At 55.6% G+C, this 19,356-nt stretch carries 17 protein-coding genes; 5 read left to right on the top strand and 12 right to left on the bottom strand.

Features of this window, described 5'->3' with window-relative positions; all coding sequences use genetic code 11:
• Positions 1–30: 30 nt before the first annotated feature.
• The 8 genes from SWE17_RS06990 to SWE17_RS06955 all read right to left on the bottom strand — a co-directional run bounded on the left by SWE17_RS06990 (position 31) and on the right by SWE17_RS06955 (position 7,653).
• Positions 31–438 carry a response regulator gene (locus SWE17_RS06990; RefSeq protein ID WP_019431196.1) on the bottom strand — a complete coding sequence of 136 codons (408 nt, stop codon included), beginning with the start codon at positions 436–438 and terminating at the stop codon, positions 31–33.
• 13 nt (positions 439–451) lie between these two features.
• Positions 452–1,549 (bottom strand): chemotaxis-specific protein-glutamate methyltransferase CheB, encoded by a 1,098-nt coding sequence (cheB, locus tag SWE17_RS06985; RefSeq protein WP_322992386.1) that lies wholly within the window; start codon positions 1,547–1,549, stop codon positions 452–454.
• The gene (locus SWE17_RS06980; protein WP_322992385.1) at positions 1,546–2,607 is read right to left on the bottom strand and encodes a CheR family methyltransferase; all 1,062 of its coding nucleotides are present in this window, start codon (positions 2,605–2,607) and stop codon (positions 1,546–1,548) included. The genes cheB and SWE17_RS06980 overlap by 4 nt, the downstream gene beginning before the upstream one ends.
• Positions 2,608–2,614: 7 nt before the next feature.
• The gene (locus SWE17_RS06975) at positions 2,615–4,018 is read right to left on the bottom strand and encodes a chemotaxis protein CheW (RefSeq protein ID WP_322992384.1); all 1,404 of its coding nucleotides are present in this window, start codon (positions 4,016–4,018) and stop codon (positions 2,615–2,617) included.
• Positions 4,019–4,037: 19 nt separating this feature from the next.
• Positions 4,038–5,543, bottom strand: coding sequence for a methyl-accepting chemotaxis protein (locus SWE17_RS06970; protein ID WP_322992383.1), 1,506 nt, complete (start codon positions 5,541–5,543; stop codon positions 4,038–4,040).
• Positions 5,509–5,997: a PAS domain-containing protein gene (locus SWE17_RS06965; protein WP_322992382.1), complete on the bottom strand. Its 489-nt coding sequence runs from the start codon at positions 5,995–5,997 to the stop codon at positions 5,509–5,511. Before SWE17_RS06965 ends, SWE17_RS06970 begins: the two co-directional genes overlap by 35 nt.
• Positions 5,998–6,109: 112 nt before the next feature.
• Positions 6,110–7,270 (bottom strand): adenylate/guanylate cyclase domain-containing protein, encoded by a 1,161-nt coding sequence (locus tag SWE17_RS06960; protein ID WP_322992381.1) that lies wholly within the window; start codon positions 7,268–7,270, stop codon positions 6,110–6,112.
• Positions 7,271–7,278: 8 nt separating this feature from the next.
• Complete coding sequence (locus tag SWE17_RS06955) at positions 7,279–7,653, bottom strand: response regulator transcription factor (RefSeq protein WP_100118851.1); 375 nt, start codon at positions 7,651–7,653, stop codon at positions 7,279–7,281.
• 157 nt (positions 7,654–7,810) lie between these two features.
• On the opposite strand from SWE17_RS06955, the gene SWE17_RS06950 reads away from it, so the two are divergent.
• The gene (locus SWE17_RS06950) at positions 7,811–11,065 is read left to right on the top strand and encodes an ATP-binding protein (protein ID WP_322992380.1); all 3,255 of its coding nucleotides are present in this window, start codon (positions 7,811–7,813) and stop codon (positions 11,063–11,065) included.
• Between the two features lie 24 nt (positions 11,066–11,089).
• On the top strand, positions 11,090–11,479 hold the full coding sequence (locus SWE17_RS06945) for a response regulator (RefSeq protein WP_322992379.1): 390 nt from the start codon (positions 11,090–11,092) through the stop codon (positions 11,477–11,479).
• A 99-nt stretch (positions 11,480–11,578) separates the two neighbouring features.
• Here SWE17_RS06945 and SWE17_RS06940 read toward each other — a convergent pair whose 3' ends face one another.
• The 3 genes from SWE17_RS06940 to SWE17_RS06930 form a co-directional block, all read right to left on the bottom strand.
• Positions 11,579–13,426 carry a methyl-accepting chemotaxis protein gene (locus tag SWE17_RS06940; protein WP_322992378.1) on the bottom strand — a complete coding sequence of 616 codons (1,848 nt, stop codon included), beginning with the start codon at positions 13,424–13,426 and terminating at the stop codon, positions 11,579–11,581.
• A 1-nt stretch (position 13,427) separates the two neighbouring features.
• Entirely contained in the window at positions 13,428–13,574 is a 147-nt protein-coding gene (locus SWE17_RS06935) for a hypothetical protein (RefSeq protein ID WP_322992377.1), read from the bottom strand.
• A gap of 175 nt (positions 13,575–13,749) precedes the next feature.
• On the bottom strand, positions 13,750–15,693 hold the full coding sequence (locus SWE17_RS06930; protein ID WP_322992376.1) for a HAMP domain-containing methyl-accepting chemotaxis protein: 1,944 nt from the start codon (positions 15,691–15,693) through the stop codon (positions 13,750–13,752).
• 247 nt (positions 15,694–15,940) lie between these two features.
• Here SWE17_RS06930 and SWE17_RS06925 point away from each other — a divergent pair, with 247 nt between their 5' ends.
• Genes SWE17_RS06925 through SWE17_RS06915 form a run of 3 tightly spaced genes read left to right on the top strand, consistent with a single transcriptional unit; the run spans position 15,941 to position 17,653 of the window.
• A complete protein-coding gene (locus SWE17_RS06925; protein WP_322992375.1) occupies positions 15,941–16,441 on the top strand; it encodes a Crp/Fnr family transcriptional regulator in 501 nt (166 codons plus the stop codon).
• On the top strand, positions 16,438–16,791 hold the full coding sequence (locus SWE17_RS06920; protein ID WP_322992374.1) for a cyclic nucleotide-binding domain-containing protein: 354 nt from the start codon (positions 16,438–16,440) through the stop codon (positions 16,789–16,791). The genes SWE17_RS06925 and SWE17_RS06920 overlap by 4 nt, the downstream gene beginning before the upstream one ends.
• Position 16,792: 1 nt before the next feature.
• Positions 16,793–17,653: a hypothetical protein gene (locus tag SWE17_RS06915; protein WP_322992373.1), complete on the top strand. Its 861-nt coding sequence runs from the start codon at positions 16,793–16,795 to the stop codon at positions 17,651–17,653.
• A gap of 34 nt (positions 17,654–17,687) precedes the next feature.
• Here SWE17_RS06915 and fliD read toward each other — a convergent pair whose 3' ends face one another.
• Positions 17,688–19,286: a flagellar filament capping protein FliD gene (gene fliD, locus SWE17_RS06910; protein WP_322992372.1), complete on the bottom strand. Its 1,599-nt coding sequence runs from the start codon at positions 19,284–19,286 to the stop codon at positions 17,688–17,690.
• Between the last annotated feature and the right edge of the window lie 70 nt (positions 19,287–19,356).

Below are 19,356 nucleotides of genomic sequence, written 5' to 3'. Positions count from 1 at the left end.
AGCTTAGTGTCGAAAAACAGGCAATGCCTTTTACGACAGACCCAGCACTCGGCGTGAGGCGGTGACGATCTCGTGGCCTTTTTTGGCATTGAGGTCGAGACTCATGGCGCCCGATGGTTTGGCAATCACTTCGGCAGCGCCAAATTTGCGGGCTTCGATGGCTTGCGGTGAACCGGCTTGAGCCACCGAAGACACAATGATCACGGGTACTTTGCTCATCAGGCGCAGACGCTTGATGCATTCGATGCCATCCATGTGGGGCATTTCGATGTCGAGCAAGACCAGATCGGGGGCGATCTCTTTGACTTGCTGGAGCGCTTCCAGGCCGTTGGTGGCTTCACCAGCCACTTCCAAATCAGGGTCGGAGGTCACGATGCCACGCAACAGGGCGCGCATCACAAAAGAGTCGTCAACAATGAGTATGCGTTTCTTGGTCATGAGGCAGTCTCTATCAAACAGAGGTTTTGAAAGTGGGAATTGTGCGTGAAACGCACAAGCGAGAAAGGCGTGTACCGATCTCTTTGGGGGAAAGCACGGCCGTGGCCAGGCCAGCATTCAGGGTCGATGTGGGCATACCGTCCACGATGCAACTTTCGGGTTCTTGGACCAAGACATGTGCGTTTTTACGCGCCACCAAGTCTTTGGCACCCAGCATGCCGTCGCTGCCCATGCCGGTCATGACCACCGCCACAACTGGGCAAGAAGTGGCCGCAGCCGATCGGAACAGCACATCGGCGTTGGGGTGGATGCTCGCATTCACATCGGTTTTTTGGTACAGCATCAGCTTACCGGGGAATGGCTCTCGGATGACCACATCGGTGCCGCCTTTGGCAATCACGATCATGCCGGGCTTGAGTTCCATTTGTTCCGTGCTTTCCACCACGTCCAAACCGGTTTCACTGCGCAAGTGCGCCGCAAAACCGCTGGTGAACATGGGGGGCATGTGCTGCGCCACCACCATGGGGCAGCCCAGGCGACCCATGGACTTGAGGACATGCGGCAATGTGGCGGGCCCACCTGTGGAGATGCCCAAGACCACCAAGCCAGCGGTTTGCTGCGATGGCACCGTGCGCAATTGACGAGGAGCCGCAGGGGCATTGTTGCCCACCGACAAAGGCGAACCCGCAAAGTTGCGGATGGTGCTCAGTCGGGATTTCTTTTTGGCCCAGTAGCGCAGTTTTTCAACCAAGTCGGCACCGATTTGCACAATGTCGAGTTGCACAAAAGAGGACTTTTTGGCAATGAAATCGACCGCACCCAATTCCAGTGCACGGATGGTCGTGACTGAGTTGCGTTCGGTCAAACTGCTGAGCATGATGATGGGGCAGGGCGTGGCGGCCATGATTTGGCGGGTGGCCTCAAGGCCATCCATCACAGGCATCTCAACGTCCATGGTGATGACGTCGGGGCGCAGCTCGCGCGCCATCTCAACGCACATTTGCCCGGTCTTGGCTTCACCGACCACTTCGATGTCGCTTTGACTCTCCACCATCTTGCGGATGGCGATGCGCATGAACGCCGAGTCGTCAGAAATGAGCAATCTGATCATACGCGCTTGTCGTTTCTCACGTACCAAGGGCCGCCCTTGCCCAAGCGTGATTCGAAGTATTCCGGCACCAGCATTTGAACCGATGCGCCCAGAACCAACACACCGCCCGTCGACATGGCGCGTGCCAGCATGGTCTGCACGGCTTTCTTGATGGGGTCTTCAAAGTAGATCAGAACGTTGCGGCAGAACACCAAGTCCATGCCCATGACAGGCGGACGGTTGTTCATGAGGTTGAAGCGTTCAAACCGTGTGCATTGGCGAACCCACTCACGGATCTTGAAGTAGTTCACACCCGGCATGGCGTTCGCAGGCGCAATCTTGACGTCCTCGAACATGCTTTTCCACTCGTCTGGCAAATTGCGAAACGAGCCCATGCCCAAGTCACCATAAACAGCCGCTTTGGCCGTGCGCAGCGCTTGGTTGGAGATGTCGGTGCCGAAAGAGAACACGCTCCATCCAGCTTCGGGTACCAGTTTGCCTTCGAAGAGACGGGCATAACCGGCCTTTTGCATGGCGCGCAATGCCGAGAAGGTCAGGTCATAAACCTCTTCACCCGTGGAGCTGGCGGCCGACCAAATTTGGACTTGCTTTTGGGTTTTGCGCAAGTTCAGCAGGTGGGGCATGATCTCGTCAGCCAACATGCTCATCAGATCGGGGTCGCGGCAAAAATAGGTCTCGTGCACGGTCAAGTTTTCGACCAACGACTGCCATTCAGAGTGTTCTGTCGAGCAGTTGTTCATGCTCTCGACCCAGTCTTTCAACGTGGCCATGGGCATGTCTTTGAAAATGCGCACCAACTTGCGCTCGACCAGTGTGCCGGGCTTGATGCCAAAGCGCGTTTCCACGCCTGCCATCAACTCGTTGATCAAGACCAGCAAAGCACGGGATTGGCTAGATTCTTCAGGTCGGGAGAAAGATGCAGGCGAAGGCGCAGGAGCAGGTTTGGAGGCCTGGGTGCCGTAGGTCGGTGCAGGGGACGAGGTCGTAGCCGCACGAGCGGTGTCTACCGCGGTGCGCATTTGACTGATCAAGTCGTTGACTTTTTTATCTTGTGTCACAGGCTGTTCATTTCATTTGGCGTTTGGCAGCCAAGGTCAGTGGCGCCAAAGTGATGAGTGAAATCAGCTCACCGTCAAGCTTGCCAACCTCGTTCAGGTAATCGTTTTGCTGGTTTCTCACCGGGGTGATGTTGGCTTCTTCGATGTCAATGACGCGTTCGATGCGGTCCACAATCAAGGCCCACGGCTCATTGTCCACGCGTACCACCACGTAGGACGATGTTTCCAGCGGCGCCACACCCAGCATCTTGCGCAAATCGATCACAGGGGCAATTTCACCTTTGATCTGAATCACGCCGCTCAGGCTTTGGTCTCCTTCGGGCAGATCCACACTGGCGGTGTACTCTTCCACGCGGTCCACAAGGCCCAAGGGCAGGGCGCAGCGTTCACTTCCCAATCTGAAAGAAAGCATGCGGCGCATGGCGCTGGGGACCAAGTGGTTGTTGTGGAGCATGAAGGTGGTTTGCTGGGTCAAAAAACGCTGGTAATGGGCAACGGCTTGCGGGGAGAGCAGGCCCGTCATTGAGAGCAAACCGGTCATGTGGCCCTCGCGGGAGGCTGCGCCATTCAGGTAGCCCTCCAATTGGGCATCTTGAGAACCCGCCACCGCTTGAACGGCTTCACGCGGATAGCGCTCGATGCCCAAAATGGCCGAGACGCTCACACCCAATTGCAGGCCTTGAACCTTCACCACCAGCACAAATTTCGATTCGGTGGTGTTAGGGCGGTGCAGCAATCCGCCCAAAGATACGATCAGCAGGGCCTGGCCACGCAATTGCATCAAACCTTGAACTTCGGGTGTTGCTCCGGGCAGTTGGGTCAGGGCGCCGATCTCCACGATCTCTTGCACATGGGCCATGTGCAGTGCGTAGGTTTCGCCGCAGTCTTCGACCGTGACCGTGGCCATGTCGTTGTTGGCTTGCTTGGCCGCATCGGTGCGTGCCGTGTCGTGCAGGTCAAAACCAATCAGGCCGCCGCCGCCTTCGGGCACGCCCGTGGGATCCATGTTGCGCATGTCGAGAGATTGCTCGTCCAAGAGCAAAATCATGCGCTCATTGAGCGTGAATTCGCCACACACCAGGTTGCGTTTGTCGGGGTCAACGTAAGGGGTCAGCAGGGATTCGTCCAAGTTGATCTTGTTGTGAACCCGGTCCACCTGCAGCGCGATGTTTTCATGGCCTGTGATGACCACCAACAAGTTGCCGTTGGCGTCGGCTGTGCGCGCAGGCATGCCCAAGCGCAGAGCCAAATCGATTTTCAGCAGCACAGTGCCCGTCACATTGACCAGACCTTCAACCTCAGGCGGTGCATAAGGCAGGGGTGTCACTGCCAAGGATTCCAGCACCTGGCTGACCGCTGACGCACGCAGCGCAAAGCGGTTTTCTTGGATGTCGAAAAGTACCAGTTCCATGTGTTGGGGTCTCGCCGCTTTATGTACTGAACTTGGTGATTTCGGTCCGTGTGGAATCCGCCACCCTGGACAACTCGATCATCGAGGCTGCCAATTCTTCCGACGCCGCCGAGTTGCTGCGGGCAATTTGCTCCAGGTTTTCAACGCTGGAGTTGATCTCTTGGATCATGCGGGTTTGCTCTTCCACAGACGCTGAAATGCGTTGCAGCATGCCATCGGTTTCGGTGGAGGACTTGACGATGCGCTCCATGTCCGAGCTCACCTCTTTCACCGCGATCACCGCTTCTTTGGCTTGCTGGCTGGCTTGCTGAATCAATTGGGTGATTTCTTTGGTGCTGTCGGCGCTGCTGGCGGCCAATTTGCCCACTTCGTCTGCCACCACCGCAAAGCCTTTGCCATGCTCGCCGGCACGGGCGGCTTCAATGGCAGCGTTCAAAGACAAGAGGTTGGTTTTGTTGGCGATCTTTTCGATCACATCGGTGATCTTGTTGATTTTTTCGGAGCTCAAGGCGATGCCGTTGACCACGTCCACCATTTGCACCATTTTGTCTTGCCCGCCCCGCACAATGGTGGTCGACTCTTGGGCTTGACGGCTGGCGTGCTCGGTGTTGGACGCGATGTCGCTCACCGCAGCGGCGGTTTGGCGAATGGCGCTGACCATGTGGCCAATGAATTGTGTTTGGCTTTGTGCACCATCGGCCAATTGGCCAATCGCGGTGCTGGTGTCGTTGGCAGCGCCCGCCACTTGCTGGGCGTTTTCACCAATCTGCCGCATGGAGATAGCCAGAGCCTGCAAAGAGTCGTTGATGTCGTCTTTGAGCTTGCCCAGAGAGCCTTCGCCGTGCGCACGTACGCGCTGGCTGAGATCGCCGTTCGACACCGCGTCCATGACCTTGACCACATCGCTGATGAGCGCATCCAGCACTTCGATGGTCGTGCGGGCGTCGTTCAAGATATTCAAAAACTGACCGGTTTGACCTTGTGTGGTCACGCGCACTTCAAAGTCACCCTGAGCCATGGAGCGCATGCTCTGGCTGAGCATTTGAACCGTGACGTCCATATTTTTCTGGACGGTGGCAATCTGTGCCAGCACCTGAGGGTACAAACCCCTGAGGCCCGCGGGCTGGGGGTGGCGTGAGAAGTCACCCGATCCCATGCGCGTCACCACGGTCATGGATTCGCGAAAGACGGCCTCAATTTGGTCCAGCACATCGTTCATGCGCCAAGCAGCTTCCACCAAACGGCCTTGGCTTGGAATTTGGGTGATTCGGGCTTCCAATTGGCCTTGCGCTGCTTCGGACAAAACATGGTCAATCCGGCCCAGCAATTCGTTTTCACGGCCAACAGCCTTGAAACCCGCCAGCAAAAGTATGGCCGTGAGGGCGCTCAAACCAATCAACACATAGTTGTCGGGTGATTGCCACAACGCGAAGGCGGCTGCAGCCAAGCCCAGAACACCTGCCAACCCCAAAAGGAGTTGTGGGCTGAGTTCAAAGCCCTTGGAGGTCGAGGATGAAGCGCTCATAGCTGACGCCCTTTTCTTGGAGGAGGTTGTGCATTTGGGTCAGTGAAGCCTCGATGGCATCACGCGAGCCTGCGTTTTGTTCGGTCTGAAGCAATTGCTTGTAAAGCGGAATGATCACACTCAGCGCCTTGGGGTTGGGTTTGCGGCGCACCGAGTAGTAACCCACGACCTTGCCCTGTGCATCACGCGAGGGCGTGACGTTGGCCAACACCCAGTAAAAAGAGCCGTCTTTGCAGAGGTTCTTCACGAAGGCAAAAATTTCTTGGCCACTTTCAATGTGTTGCCACAGCAACTTGAAAACACAACGGGGCATGTCGGGGTGACGCACCAGGTTGTGCTGCTTGCCCAAGAATTCTGCTTCGGTGAAACCCGAAAACTCGGCAAACACTTCGTTGCTGTAAGTGATGCGGCCCTTGAGATCGGCCTTGGAGACGATGAAGTCGTCGTCTCGCATGAGCCTTTCTTGCAAAGTAGGTTGTATGTGTTGTCGCGCCATGGCTTTCTCTGGTTTGAGCGGCGATCAGCGGTTTTAAAAACACGCCAATGCTGAGCCGCTGGAGTTGAGTTCAGTTGCGTCCGTTGACAAAAAAGGTTTCGACTTGACCGAGACTTTTGACTTCGATGGAGCCACGGGACTCCAGCTTGAAATCATTTCGGATCAGGTTGGCTGTGTTGACTGAAACGTGGATCCTGCCTGGCTCGCCAGTGGACTCCATTCGACTGGCCACGTTGACAGTGTCGCCCCACAAGTCGTAAGTGAACTTGCGCAGACCAATCACACCGGCCACGATGGGGCCGCTGTGCACGCCAATGCGCATGCGCAAGGCGCCGCCTGTGCGCTCGCGCATTTCCTCAAGGGCTGTGCAAAATTCAATCGCCGCATCGATCACCGCGTGGGCGTGTTCGTCCATGGGGTCGGGTACGCCGCCTGCCAACATGTAGCAGTCGCCGATGGTTTTGATCTTTTCCAGACCGTGTTTTTCGGTGATGAGGTCGAACCGGGAGAACAAGTCGCCCAGTACTTCCACCAGAGCACTCGCCGTCATGGTGCGGGACATGGCCGTGAAGCCCACCATGTCGGCAAACAACACGCTCACATTGGGGAAGGCGTCGGCAATGTGCTCTTCGCCAGATTTCAAACGCTGGGCAATCTTGCGCGGCAAGATGTTCAGCAGCAGCTGTTCTGTTTTGGCCTGCTCGGAAGCCAGAGCTTCGTGTTGCCTTTTCAGCTGACGCATGCGCAAAGCTTCTTGGTCACGCAAACGCTTGCGTTCCACCGAGGTTTTGACCCGGGCGCGCAACAAAACAGGGTTGAAGGGCTTGGACAGGTAGTCTTCTGCGCCCAGTTCGATGCAGCGAACGGCATCTTCCAGGCTGGTGCCACCGGAAATCACGATCACTGGCGGCCAAGCTTGGTGGGGCGTGTCGCGCAAAACAGCTAAAACTTCCATGCCGTTCATCTCGGGCATTTCCATGTCCAGCAGCATCAAGTCGAAACGTTCGCGCACCAGCGTCTCAATCGCCTCGCGCCCATCACTGGCCTCGGTGATGTCGGACAAGCCGATTTCAACCAACGATTTTCGCAAACCCATGCGGATCAAGCGGCTGTCGTCTACCAACAAAACTTTGGCTTTTTGGAAGTCAGACGAAACCTTGGCACCCAGGTCCAGCTCGGCAGTGTTGCCCTGGGCTGAGCCCTGAACAGATTGGCCTGCGCTCGTTGCCATGCTGGGGCTCAATTGGCAGCAAGCAATGCTTTGACCTTGTCAAGCAATTGCACGGCGGTGAATGGCTTGGTGAGGCTGTCGTTGGCCCCGGAGAGGAGGGCAGAATCCAGGCCAAAACGAGCGCTCACGACGCGGCTGCCACCCGAAATGGTCAGGATTGGCACGGCGGGGAAGGACTCGCGCAAGCGAGAAACGAAGTCCACGCCGTCCATATTGGGCATGACGATGTCAGAGATGACCAAGTCGACGTTGTTGACGGCAAACAGCTCGAGCGCTTCCATGCCATCGCGTGCTTCGATGACTGTGAAGTCAGAAAATTCCAGAATTTCGCGCACACCCTCGCGCAAAAGATCTTCGTCATCTACAAGCAAAATCGTGGTCATTCAAATATTCTCCGTATCGCTCACGATTCTATCAATAAAATTGTAAATAATGAGGATCTCTCAATTAAAATGATAACTTCTACCACGTATCAATGAGACATTATTTCTTTAATTTTTGTCTTTTTGGGTACCTTTCTTATTTTGAGGTCAGCTCTCTATGAACCTGTTTCGCGCATGGACCCCCAAAGCTTGGATGAGCTTAATTTTGGCGTGTGTGGTGGGCCTTTTGCTGACCAGCCTGCTGGGGTCGAGTTGGGGGAGTTCGGTTCAGTGGGCCGTGACCGTCGCCTTGTCGGCGGTGGTTTTCCTTTCGGCTTGGTTGTGGTGGCGAATTGACCAAAGTCATTTAGGGGCAACGCCCGCTGAGTTGGCCGAAGTGACGCATTTGCTGGCCAAAGACCAATTGGTTCAGGTGCAAGCCACTTTGGAACAGGGCGGTCAAGGGGTGTTGGGCGACTTGGCCACGGTGGTGGGCAACTTGCAAAAAGCCAAGACGCACCACGACGAGCGGTCCTGGCGTGACCAAGGTTTGGCCTTGATTCACGACACCGTTCGGCATGACCACACGCCCAAAGCGCTGTCGGACAAGGTTTCGCAGACATTGACCCGTTTTTTGGGTTTGAGTTCTTGTGCTGTTTACGTGCTGGAGGCAGACACTGCAAGCCGCCGTTTGCACGCCGAATGTACCTTGCACCGCCAAAGCGCGTCGACTGGGCAGCATTTGGCATTGCCCGAGTCCTTGACCTGTGCTTACGCCAGCTTGCAGGCATTGGCTGCGAGCAAAACCATTTTGCGCAATTCAGAGATTCCCAGCGCCTTGCTCCAGACAGTCAGCCACACCGGTTCGGGTGATGTGGTGTTGGTGCCTTTGGTGATTGAGGACCAAGTGCGTGGCGTGTTGTTGATGACAGCATTCCAGGCGCTACCGTCCCAGTTGGAGGCTCTGATGGAGCCGGTTTCTGCCGCCATTGCGGTGGCGATGCAGTCGGCCAGTGCACGCGATACCTTGCAGGCTTCTTTATCTCGCGCCAATCATTTGACGCGTGAGCTCCAAGACAACCACCAAAAGCTTCAAGACAGCGAGGTGGCCCTGAAAAAGCAAATGTCTTATGTCAATGACATTTTGGGCAATATGCACAGTGGCTTGGTGGTGGTGGACAGAGCGGGACGCATCGAAGATTGCAACCCTGCCTTGCTCAAGCTGACAGGCTTTGACCGCGATTTGTTGATTGGCCAGCCCAGCAGTTTGCTGTTTGAGGAAGATGAAACCCGTCTGTTGTCGATTTTCAAGGGTTACGGTCACATGCTGACCCGCTTGGGTGTCGAAAACGCCGCGGCCTATTGGGAAGTCTTGACTGACAACCTGCTGGGTGCTTTGGTTGTGGACTTGGACGGACAAGTTCTGCGTGCCAACCACCGGATGGCGCAATTGTTGGGCTGTGGCGTCGATCAGCTCAAGGGCATGCCATTTTGGCCCATGCTGAACGATGCACCTGCTGATGAGTTGCAAGATTTGATGGCCCTGGTTTCGAGTGACGACACTTATTACCGCTCGGGTTCTGGTCAGCTGTTGCCCATGCGTTGGCGCGACGGCGCGCCTTTGCACTCGGTGGAGATCAGTTTCATCAACCACCGTCTTTTGGGCGAGCGCATGACCTTGGTCTTGGTCCGAGGAGAGCGCGACTTGCCTTGGGGTGTGGCCAATTCCACCACCTTGCAAAAGCTCACGCCGGGTGATGAAGAAGCCATGATTGCCAAGTTGCGCAACCGCTCGGGCACGCACATTCCGGTGCGCGTCAGTTCATCGTTTTTGGCCGATGCTTCGGGCATGCCTCAGCAGACGGTGATCAACTTGCACGATGTGTCGAGTTTGGTCAACAAGGGTGAAGAAATTCGAGCTCAGCACCAACTGCTCGAAATGAGCATGGACGCGATGCAAGACGGCGTGCTGCGGTTGGACCGTTTGGGTCGTGTCATCAGTGCCAACCCCATGGCGCTCGATTTGTTGGGCAGTGACAAGTCCAGCACGGCTCTTCAACCTGTTCATCAGTTGCTCCCGGGGCAACAAAAGGGGCATGACCTGGCTTATTGGTTGCCCTTGCAGACGTCTTTGCTGCTGCGCCGCTTGGTTCAGGATTTGGCGCAAGACCCTGGGTTGGTCCAGTCGCTGCCGATTCCCTTGCTGTACGCCAACAGAATCGGGCGTTTGAAGTGGGCCACACCGACGGCCTGCGCTTTGTTGGGCTTGACCGTGCCGCCTCAGTCGAGCTCCGAGCCTTTGCTTTTGGCCGAGCAAACCAGCAGAGAGTTGTTGGCCTTGCGCGATCAAACCGAAGTGGAAAACGCGGGCCACGATCCTCTGATCATCGAGGTGGCATGGCGTGCCGGCAATGCCCCCATCATGCGTTTGCCCACCTTGTTGGTCCCGCAGGCAGCTGGTAGCAATGAAGAGATGATGGTGTGGCTGATTCCGGACTTGGATGCCTTGAGCGCCTTCATGATTCGGCGCATGCACAACATCGATTGGATGGTGCTGCACCGCGAGCAAGAAAGCTTGCTGCCTGTGGTTTTGACCGCCTCTCCCTTGGTGGACCCTTACAACCGCCTCACGGGTGCGGTGGTCACCATCAAGGACATGCGCGAAATCAAAGAAAAAGAAGCTGAAAACCTGCGCATGGTGCAAAAGGTGGAGCAGTCTCAGCGGCTCGATGCCCTGGGTCAGCTCGCCGCGGGTGTGGCGCATGACTTCAACAACCTGTTAGGTGTGATTCAAAACCACGCCGAATTGGTGGAGATGAAATTGGGCAGTGAGACCAAAGCGGCCAAAAACCTATCTGCCATTTTGCAAGCCACCACCCGCGCCCGTGACATTGTGCTCAAGCTCAATGCCTTGGGCCGTGAACGCAAGCGCCTGGAAGAGGACGGCAGCGTCCATGACGAGGAAGAGGTCTTGGTACCCTTCGACTTGTTGCCCGTGATCGAGGAAACGCAGGGCTTGTTGCAAGCGACCTTGAAGGGCATTGACATTGTGGTGGATGCACAGGCCCTGACTTCAGGGGTGATCTTGCGGGGCCAAAGCGGTACTTTGCAGCAGGTGATTGTCAACCTGTGTGTCAATGGCAGCCATGCCATTGGTGACCGGCGCGATGGCTTGATTGGCATCAAGCTGGGACGCCCTGACGCCAGCCATGTGTCGATTGCTGTCTCGGACAACGGAGATGGCATTCCTGCCGAAATCATGTCGCGTATTTTTGAGCCCTTCTTCACCACCAAAGAGGTTGGCAAGGGCACGGGCTTGGGTTTGGCGATGGTGCGCAGCATCATCACCCAAATGGGGGGCACCATTGACTGTGTCTCTGCACCAGGCCAAGGCACGACCTTCACCATCAGCTTGCCCTGCACACAGGCTTGATACATTTTTTGATCGAGATCTCACATGTCACATGAACCAGCCACCATTTTGTTGGTGGACGATGAAGAGCTGTTGCGGGCGGGTGTGCAGGAAATGTTGGAGATGTCGGGTTACACGGTCATCACCGCCACCAATGGCCACGAGGCCATGGCTTACTTGAAACAACACGCCATTGATCTGGTCATCACCGATTTGGTGATGCCGAAAATGGATGGGGTCGACTTTGTGGAGCAGCTGCGGCAGATCTGGCCCAATGTGCCGGTGATTGTGGTGTCTGGCAGCACACGCAACATCATGCAGCGGTATGGCATTGAGAGCATTCAGGTGCCGGGGGCTGATGCCAGTCTGTCCAAGCCGTTCAAAGGGGTGGATTTGATGTCTCAGATCAAGGAGTTGCTTGGCACTCGCTCTTGAGCCTTGAAGGTCTGAAGCATCCAAAAAGGCCCTGAAATCAGGGCCTTTTTCATGGAGACTTTGCCGGGGCAGGGCGTTGCCCCCTGCCACCAACACGCCTCAGGTTTCGAAGCGTTCGACTTCCCGGCGCGTGGCGTCGGCGATTTTGGACAACTCCACCACCGTGGCCGCAATCTCTTCGGATGCGGCCGAGTTGCTTTGTGCGATCTGGTCGAGGTTGTTCAGGTTCACATTGATTTGCTCCACCGCTGAGCTTTGCTGCACCAAGGCGGAGGCGATGCGCTGGAGCATTTGGTCTGTGGCCTGGGTTTCGCGTTCGATGCCGGACATGTCTTGGCTCACGTCCATCACGGCCTTCACGGCACTGTGTGCTTCCTCGACGGCTTGCTTGACCAGCATGGCGATCTCTTGCGAGCTCTCCGCACTGTTCAGTGCCAGTTTGCCCACCTCGTCGGCCACCACGGCAAAGCCTTTGCCATGTTCGCCCGCGCGTGCCGCTTCAATGGCCGCGTTGAGGGACAAGAGGTTGGTTTTGTTGGCGATTTTCTCAATCACTTCGGTGATTTTGTTGATCTTCTCAGAGTTGGCAGCGATGTTGTTGACCACCTTGACCATCTCATCCATCTTGACCATGCTGCCGCGCACCAAGGTGAAGGACTGACGCGACTTCTGGCTGGCGACTTCGGTGTTCTCAGACACTTCGGTGACGGAAGAGACAGTTTGCCGAACGGCCATGGACACTTGGCTGATGGCGTCCGTCTGGTGACGCGCCCCGTCCGAGATCTGTCCAATGGCATTCGAGGCTTCACCCGACGCGGCCGCTACTTGACGGGCATTGAGGTGGATGGTGGTCATGGCTTCACGCAAGGCATCCAATGACTGGTTGATGTTGTCCTTGAGTTCGTTCAAGTCACCCAGTGCTTGGGCAGAAACACGGCGTTGCAAGTTCCCTTGCGCCACACCTTGCATGACTTGGCGAATGTCTTGGAAGACGGTTTGCTGGGCAGACATGCTCTGGTTGATGTTTTGCTTGAGGGTGTTGAGTTCCCCTTTGGCTTCGGCGGTCACACGCATCGCAAAATCACCTTGGGCAACACCTTGCATGACTTGGGTGATGTCTTGGAAGACGGCCTGTTGAACGTGGATGCTTTGGTTGATGTTTTCTTTGAGCGCACCCAGGTCGCCACGGGCCTCGACCGTGACACGGCGGTCCAAGTGGCCTTGGGCGACAGCGGTCATCACGCCAATGATGTCTTTCAAGGTCGACTGCAAAGATTTTTGCATGGTCGATACTTTGTGCAACAATGGAAACTCTGAGCCATCGATGGCAGGGCCACGGGCCGAAAAATCACCTTCGCTGATTTGTCCTGACAGCTCAGCGACCAAGGCTGATTCCAAGGCTTCGCGCTTCAAAATGGTGGCCATGAAAATCAACACAGCGGCTTCAAACACCACATAGCCCGCGTGGATGGCAATGACCGTCAGGTGTACTTGCCCGGGCAGCAGGGTGATGCCGCCTGTATTCACAGCCTGCAAGTAACCAAATCCAACGTGGTGCACCGCGATCAAACCCGCTGCGGCCACGATCGGACGCCAATCGCGGTAGTAGAGCAAGAAAGCCAGCAAGGCGAAGATGCCAAAGTGGCTCTCGATCATGCCCTGTGTTTGCTGGATGGTGAGTGCGCAAAAAACCATCAAGGCAAAGGCGATGGCCAAGCGCGAGGCCAGTGAGCCGGGGGCCATGCGGTAAATGGCAGCAGGTACCAGCCAAGCGGGCAGGCCCACCAGAAAGGCCAACTCCAGACTCTCGGTCGCCCAACCCACCCCAAATGACATCGCCAGCAAAAAGATCATCATGCTGAGCATGATCCGGTCGGCTGCAGCGCGTTGGGGCTGGAGTATGTGCTCTGCGAAACCCGAAACCGATTCACCCGTGTTCGAAATCATATTAAGTTACTTTGCAAATGCTGGCCATGAAGGCGGGATCGTTCAACAGGTACCAAGCCAGGGTGCCAAAACTGTAGACCAGCCAGCAACCAAGCAAGAGCCAAACCATGGGTTTGGGTGCACGGGTCAAAAAGGGGAGTTGGTTCAAGAAGTGGGCCTGATGGTGTGAAACCGTGTCAGGATTGTAAGGAAAATCACAAAACCGAGAGTTTGTAGGATTTATCAAACTCAAGATTTTGTGGGTCAGGGCGGGGCTTGGCAGGCAGCCATGATCAAGGGCGGTGGTGTGGAGAGCCCCAACCCAGGGGCTCCCGTGTCCACGGTCAAACGGTGAAGCGGCCTAAATCTTGACGGGTTTGTTCCGCCAGTTTCGACAACTCGATCACGGTGGCGGTGATTTCTTCAGAGGCAGACGCATTGCTGATGGCGATGCGGTCCAAACTGCCCAAGTTGGAGTTGATTTCTTCCACGGCGGCGGACTGTTGTTCCAAGGCCGAGGAGATGCGTTGCAGCATTTGGTCGGTTTCTTGCGAGCCTTGCTCGATCATGGACATGTCGCGGTTGACTTCTTGAACCACTTGCACAGCCTGTGCTGTCTCGGCCACAGCTTGCTGAACCAAACGGGCAATTTCTTGCGAGCTTTCGGCGCTGCTGGCCGCCAGTTTGCCCACTTCTTCGGCCACGACCGAGAAGCCTTTGCCGTGCTCGCCTGCACGGGCGGCTTCGATGGCCGCGTTCAGGGACAGCAGGTTGGTTTTGTTGGCGATTTTTTCGATCACTTCGGTGATCTTGTTGATCTTGTCCGAGTGGACCGAGATGTTGTTCACCACTTGAACCATCTGGGTCATTTTGCCCATGCCGGTTTGCATGATGGCCATGGAGTCACGCGACTTCTGGCTGGCAATGGCGGTGTTGCGCGACACATCGGTGACCGATTCCGCGGTGTGCCGGATGGCCAAGGCGACTTGGCTGATGGCATGGGTTTGATTTTGTGCGCCATCAGAAATTTGACCGATGGCAGTGCTGGTTTGGTTGGCAGCAGCAGCCACTTGGCGGGTGCTGTTGTGGACAGCACCAAGTGCATGACCCAAGGCATCCAAGGAACTGTTGATGTTGCTCTTGAGGCGTTGCAGATCGCCCGAAGCATCGCTGTGCACACGTTGCGTCAGGTCGCCCGCAGCCACCGAGGCCATCACCGAGTCGACGTCGCCGATCATGCTGTGCAGTGATTGCAATGCCGTAGCGGCTTGGGCCAGGCTTTCGCGGAAGTCGCCACGGGTGGTGCTGATGTCGATGTGATGGTCGAACTGCCCATGCAAGAGGGCCTTAGACAGTCCGTTGAAACCACTCATGGTTTGCTGGACACTGTCCAAAGAGTTGTTGATGGCCCGTTTCATTTGGCCCAAGTCACCCTGCAAATCGCCTTCGATGCGCTGGTTCAATTCGCCGTCAGCCAAATGTTGGACCACCCTGTTGACTTGTGCAATGGCGGTTTGCTGGGCTTGCAGCAAGGTGTTAAAGGCGCGTGCGGTGGCACCCACCTCATCGTCTTGGGCCACTTGAATGCGTGTGGTGTAGTCAAAATTTTGCGACACATTTTGTGCAGCTTCTTGCATCTCGCGGAGGGGCTTGACCACCGAGCCCACAATGCGCATGGCCAAGAAAATGCCCAGCAATGTGCCGCCGCAAAGCAAGACGATGCTGATCAGTTGCGAGTGTTCGTATTGCTCACGTGACTGTGTGTACTCTGACTTGGCAACGTCGAGTTGGACTTCGATCAGTTCAGAAAACTTGGTGCTGATGGGGTCGATGACGGGGTACAAAGTGTCAATCGTGAACCGTGCGATGGCCTTGCGGTCTTCGTCTTCCAAGATGCTTTGGAGTTGGTTGAGGCTGCTTTCCGCTTCGGCCAGCATGGGCTCGATGGTGGCGACCAGTTTCTTTTCTTGTTCAACCAGGTAGGTGGCCTTGTAAGCGGTCCAAGTTTTCGTGATGCCTTGCCGTGCATCTTTCAGGTTTTTGCGGGCCTCTTCCCACTCAATGTTGCCGTTGCGCACCTTGTGCGCCATGTCGACGATGTTCACAGCGTAAAGATCGGCAATCACCTTCAGGTCGCGCAAAGGCACCACCCGGTCTTCGTAAACGGTGCGCAAGCCATCGACCGACTGGGACATGCCTTTGAGTCCTGTCAGCCCCACAATGATGGACACCAAAGACAGAAGCCCGACCAAGAGGAAGAGGCGAATGTTGACACTGAAGTGGTTCATGAGCAGATAGAAAACGGTGATGGAACAGACAGCACCACGGAGGTGCCATCGGTGCGCGCGATGATTCGCGTGTGCGCCATCATAACCATGATGGTGCCAAAATTTTTGTTATTGATTCATTTATTGGTATAAATGCTAAAAACTTGCAATGCTTGCTCTAATTTGTTAATTACTTTATATTCATGTAGAATGTTGGCTTTATTATTGAATCCACGATGCTTGGCTTGTGATCGGCCAAGGGGATGCCATGAGCACTAGCAAATTCGTTGCAGCTTCCTTTTCGGTGAATATTGAGCATTTGCACGCTTTGGGTGTTCGAGACCCTTACTCCGAGCAAAGCATGCAGCTCTACCATTCTGGCAAACTCAATGCCAATGAGCGCTTGTACTTTTCCTTGTGGGGTTCTTCAGAACTCAGCACATCCTTGATCCGCGCCAAAACTCGGTTTGCCCGTCAAGGAGAGCCTGTCAGCTCCGCCTACTTCGTGATCAAAGGGGCTGTTTTGGGGGTCAAGGGTGAAGACATCTACCGCTTGGGCCCTGGCAGCGTGATTGGCTTGGCCGAGGGAGTTGGGGGTTTGCCTTACAGCATGGATGCCGTCGCTGTAGACGACGTCCAGGTTCGGGTCTTCCCAATTTATGTGATCTCCAAACTGGTGAAGAACATGCCACCAGGCTTGAAGGGTATTCTCAAGTCCACCGTCATGCGCACCATGCAGCTGACCTCACCACCGCCATTGTTGCCATGAGCAGTACATTCGACGAAATCAAGCTCGAAGAGGGCCAAATTCTCTTCAAAGCGGGTGAACCCGCTGACAAGCTGTACTTTATTCAGTCTGGCACCATTCGGATGGCCGACAAAAATACGGGTGCTGTTTTTGCGACTTTGAAAGAAGGCGACTCATTTGGTGAGCAGGCGATGCTGCAGGGCGGTATTCGTGGTGCCACAGCCCTCGCGGGTGATGGCACGGTCTTGCTGGAAATCACGGCCGAAGGTCTGCGGGGATTGCTCAAAACGGCATCGCCCATTTTGACGGCTGTTTTTGAAGCCATGATGCTGCAGCAGAACATGCAAAACGCTTTGCGCACGAAAGTCTGAAATGGCTGGCTCCCGTCTCATGGCGATGCCCACATTGCAAGACGTGAGCATTTCATTGCGCAACTTGCGGCGCGCTTGGCCCGAGCAATGGCCAGGGTTGCCCTTGGTGTTTGACCGTGCTTGGGCTCAGCTGGGTTTACCGACGCCGCGAAAGGGTACTTCTGCCCACAGCTTGCTCGCCTTTGGTCGACTGGTGGCCGAGCAAGTTGAACAGGATGGGATTCGGCGCCACGCCCAAGGCTTGGAGCCGGCGTACCACAACCGATTGCACATCGCAGATACCTTGGTCTGCATGACCTATTTGCTCAAAACGTCAGCGCTCTTGGACGTGCCCGGGGCACGGAAGCCAGGCGTTGCCGCCATGGCTTTGGCCATCATGACTGGGCATGATTTCTTACACCCCGGCGGCTCGAATGCGCAGCCAGGTGAGTTTGAAGCGCGTGCGGTACAAGATTTACAACCTTGGATGACCGAAGCGGGTTTGACGATGGCGGACCGCCAAACCCTGGAGGATTGCATCATGGCCACCGATCCTGCACGGGTCAAAGGTTGCCACTTGCAAGTCCGGACGCAGGCATTTGATCTCATGCAGCCGAATTGTTTGACGGTTTTGGTTCAAGAGGCCGACATATTGGCCAGCACCTTGCCGCAGACTTCTTTGGGCTTGACGCAGTCTTTGGCGACCGAGTGGGCGCCTAAACAACCGGAAGCGGCCAATCAGCTCATGCTGCCCCAGAATCGCTTGCTCTTCTTGGAGCATGCAGCGCTGTTTTCCAGCCCGGCGGCCACAGCGTTGGGTGTTGATACCGTGAAGCTGCGACAAACCAAACGCATCGAGCGGGAACTCAGCAAACGCGATTGATGGTTGTGAATCGGCTTGCCATGCTTTCGGAAAATCAATTGCCGTAGGCTTTGGACATGCCTTCAAAAGTACCCTTGAGGCCCTCGCGGGTGCTGGTGCTGCTGCCCACGATGCTTTCCATCATGCTGAATTGGCTCATGTAGCGGTTGAGCAGCTTTTCCATCCGTTGCTCCAAAACTTCCAGCTCCTTTTTGTAGGCTTCTATCTTGGTGGTGTTGTTTCTGGTTTTGGCGTCAATAGCGCCTGTGGGGCGCAACATCTTCTCGATTTTGTTGATGGCGTCTCCAGCGATACCACCCGGTGCCGTGCTGTAAATGCTTTGGTTGTTGGTGCCCGCACTGAACATGGTTGACACTTCACTGAAGTTGTCTTGTAGCGCTGTGTCGAGCTTGGCTTCGTCCAAATTGAGTTTGCCATTGCGGTCTAAGCTCAAGCCCACGTTTCTTGCTGCTTTGATGTTGGTGCCCGGTGTGCTGGAAGTGTCGGTGATCATGGCCCGCACTTGTGACCGAACGGATTGGAGCAGAGTTTCGCCAGCCAAAGAGCCCCCGAACTCCTCGACTTCGCTTTCACGGTCGCCCAAAATTTTGAGCGATGCCTCGAAGTCGTTGTAAGCCGTGACCAAGCCTTTGATGTTGTCTTTGATGCTGGCGGTATCGCGATTCAGATCGATGCGGGCGGCCCCTGAGGTGTTGGAAAACAGGTCGATGGTGACGCCATCGATGACATCGGTCACGGTATTGGTGCTTCGGGTGACCAGCAAGCCGTTGATCTCGAATCGTGCATTGGTTGCCGTCTGAAGTTGTTGACTGAAGACGGGCAGTACCCGTGTGGGCTTCACCACATCAACCGTCATATTGGCTGGGGTTAAAAAGTCCTCGTCGGCGGGGCGCCAAACACCATCACCACCTTTGATCAGTGGCAAATTGACGGTGTTGTCTTGCTCGTCTAAGTAGTTGACAGAAACTGCCGTGGCACTTGCGTCTGCCGTGACTTCAAGCGGATTTCCTTCTGCGGAGGGCGTTGTGGCGGTATCTGATGTACCAGCGGTGGTGATCGTGAAACTTTGATCGGCGCCAGGCTGACCCGTCAAAATCAACTGATGACCATTGCCCGAATTGATCAATTGGGCTGTGACGCCGAGCTTTGCGCCATTGATGGCACTGACCATGCCCGCTGGTGTTGGCGTGGTGACTGAAATAGGGGTCACGGTGCCGCCGCTGCTCAAGGAAAGCGAAAAAGCAGCGCCATTGTTCAATGAGGTATCCCTTGCCGCAAAGGTGGTGGTAGCAGTGCGCTGCGCCAATGCCGTTTGCAACACATTGATGCTGTAAGTCCCCGATTCTGCGGTCGAACTTGCCGTGATGGCCAGCGCAGTTGGTTGGGTGTTGCTCGGTTTGATGGAGCTGAAGTCACTCGCATCATTGAGCTTTTCGAAGGCTGTTTTCAGCTCCGAGAGCGCGTATTTCATCGCCCCATAACCGGTGATCCTGGCCTCGGACTGCTTGATCTTGGCGTCGATTCGTTCTTTTTGGGGTGTCTTCTCGGCATCCACCAAGCTTTGCGCCAAGCCTTTGATGTCGATGCCGGATCCGGCACCGAGTGAATTGACAATGTTGCTGCTGGTGGCCATGGGGTAGATTTTTTGAAGTGGGTTACGTTTCAGGTCTTAATGTGTGAATCGGCACCAATTGGCCAAAGCT

Origin of the sequence: Limnohabitans sp. (assembly GCF_034680285.1) — a bacterium.
Classification (GTDB): domain Bacteria; phylum Pseudomonadota; class Gammaproteobacteria; order Burkholderiales; family Burkholderiaceae_C; genus Limnohabitans_A.
The sequence above is the reverse complement of the archived record's forward strand: the minus strand, read 5'-3'. Positions and strand labels throughout refer to the sequence as shown.

Bases quoted from the DNA above. Each gene is read 5' to 3' on its own strand.
- SWE17_RS06950 (WP_322992380.1), top strand. From the start codon at position 7,811: ATGAACCTGTTTCGCGCATGGACCCCCAAAGCTTGGATGAGCTTAATT.
- SWE17_RS06965 (WP_322992382.1), bottom strand. From the start codon at position 5,997: ATGCGAGACGACGACTTCATCGTCTCCAAGGCCGATCTCAAGGGCCGC.
- SWE17_RS06915 (WP_322992373.1), top strand. From the start codon at position 16,793: ATGGCTGGCTCCCGTCTCATGGCGATGCCCACATTGCAAGACGTGAGC.
- SWE17_RS06960 (WP_322992381.1), bottom strand. From the start codon at position 7,270: ATGGCAACGAGCGCAGGCCAATCTGTTCAGGGCTCAGCCCAGGGCAAC.
- SWE17_RS06940 (WP_322992378.1), bottom strand. From the start codon at position 13,426: ATGATTTCGAACACGGGTGAATCGGTTTCGGGTTTCGCAGAGCACATA.
- SWE17_RS06970 (WP_322992383.1), bottom strand. From the start codon at position 5,543: ATGAGCGCTTCATCCTCGACCTCCAAGGGCTTTGAACTCAGCCCACAA.
- SWE17_RS06955 (WP_100118851.1), bottom strand. From the start codon at position 7,653: ATGACCACGATTTTGCTTGTAGATGACGAAGATCTTTTGCGCGAGGGT.
- SWE17_RS06990 (WP_019431196.1), bottom strand. From the start codon at position 438: ATGACCAAGAAACGCATACTCATTGTTGACGACTCTTTTGTGATGCGC.
- SWE17_RS06920 (WP_322992374.1), top strand. From the start codon at position 16,438: ATGAGCAGTACATTCGACGAAATCAAGCTCGAAGAGGGCCAAATTCTC.
- SWE17_RS06930 (WP_322992376.1), bottom strand. From the start codon at position 15,693: ATGAACCACTTCAGTGTCAACATTCGCCTCTTCCTCTTGGTCGGGCTT.
- cheB (WP_322992386.1), bottom strand. From the start codon at position 1,549: ATGATCAGATTGCTCATTTCTGACGACTCGGCGTTCATGCGCATCGCC.
- SWE17_RS06975 (WP_322992384.1), bottom strand. From the start codon at position 4,018: ATGGAACTGGTACTTTTCGACATCCAAGAAAACCGCTTTGCGCTGCGT.
- SWE17_RS06945 (WP_322992379.1), top strand. From the start codon at position 11,090: ATGTCACATGAACCAGCCACCATTTTGTTGGTGGACGATGAAGAGCTG.
- fliD (WP_322992372.1), bottom strand. From the start codon at position 19,286: ATGGCCACCAGCAGCAACATTGTCAATTCACTCGGTGCCGGATCCGGC.
- SWE17_RS06925 (WP_322992375.1), top strand. From the start codon at position 15,941: ATGAGCACTAGCAAATTCGTTGCAGCTTCCTTTTCGGTGAATATTGAG.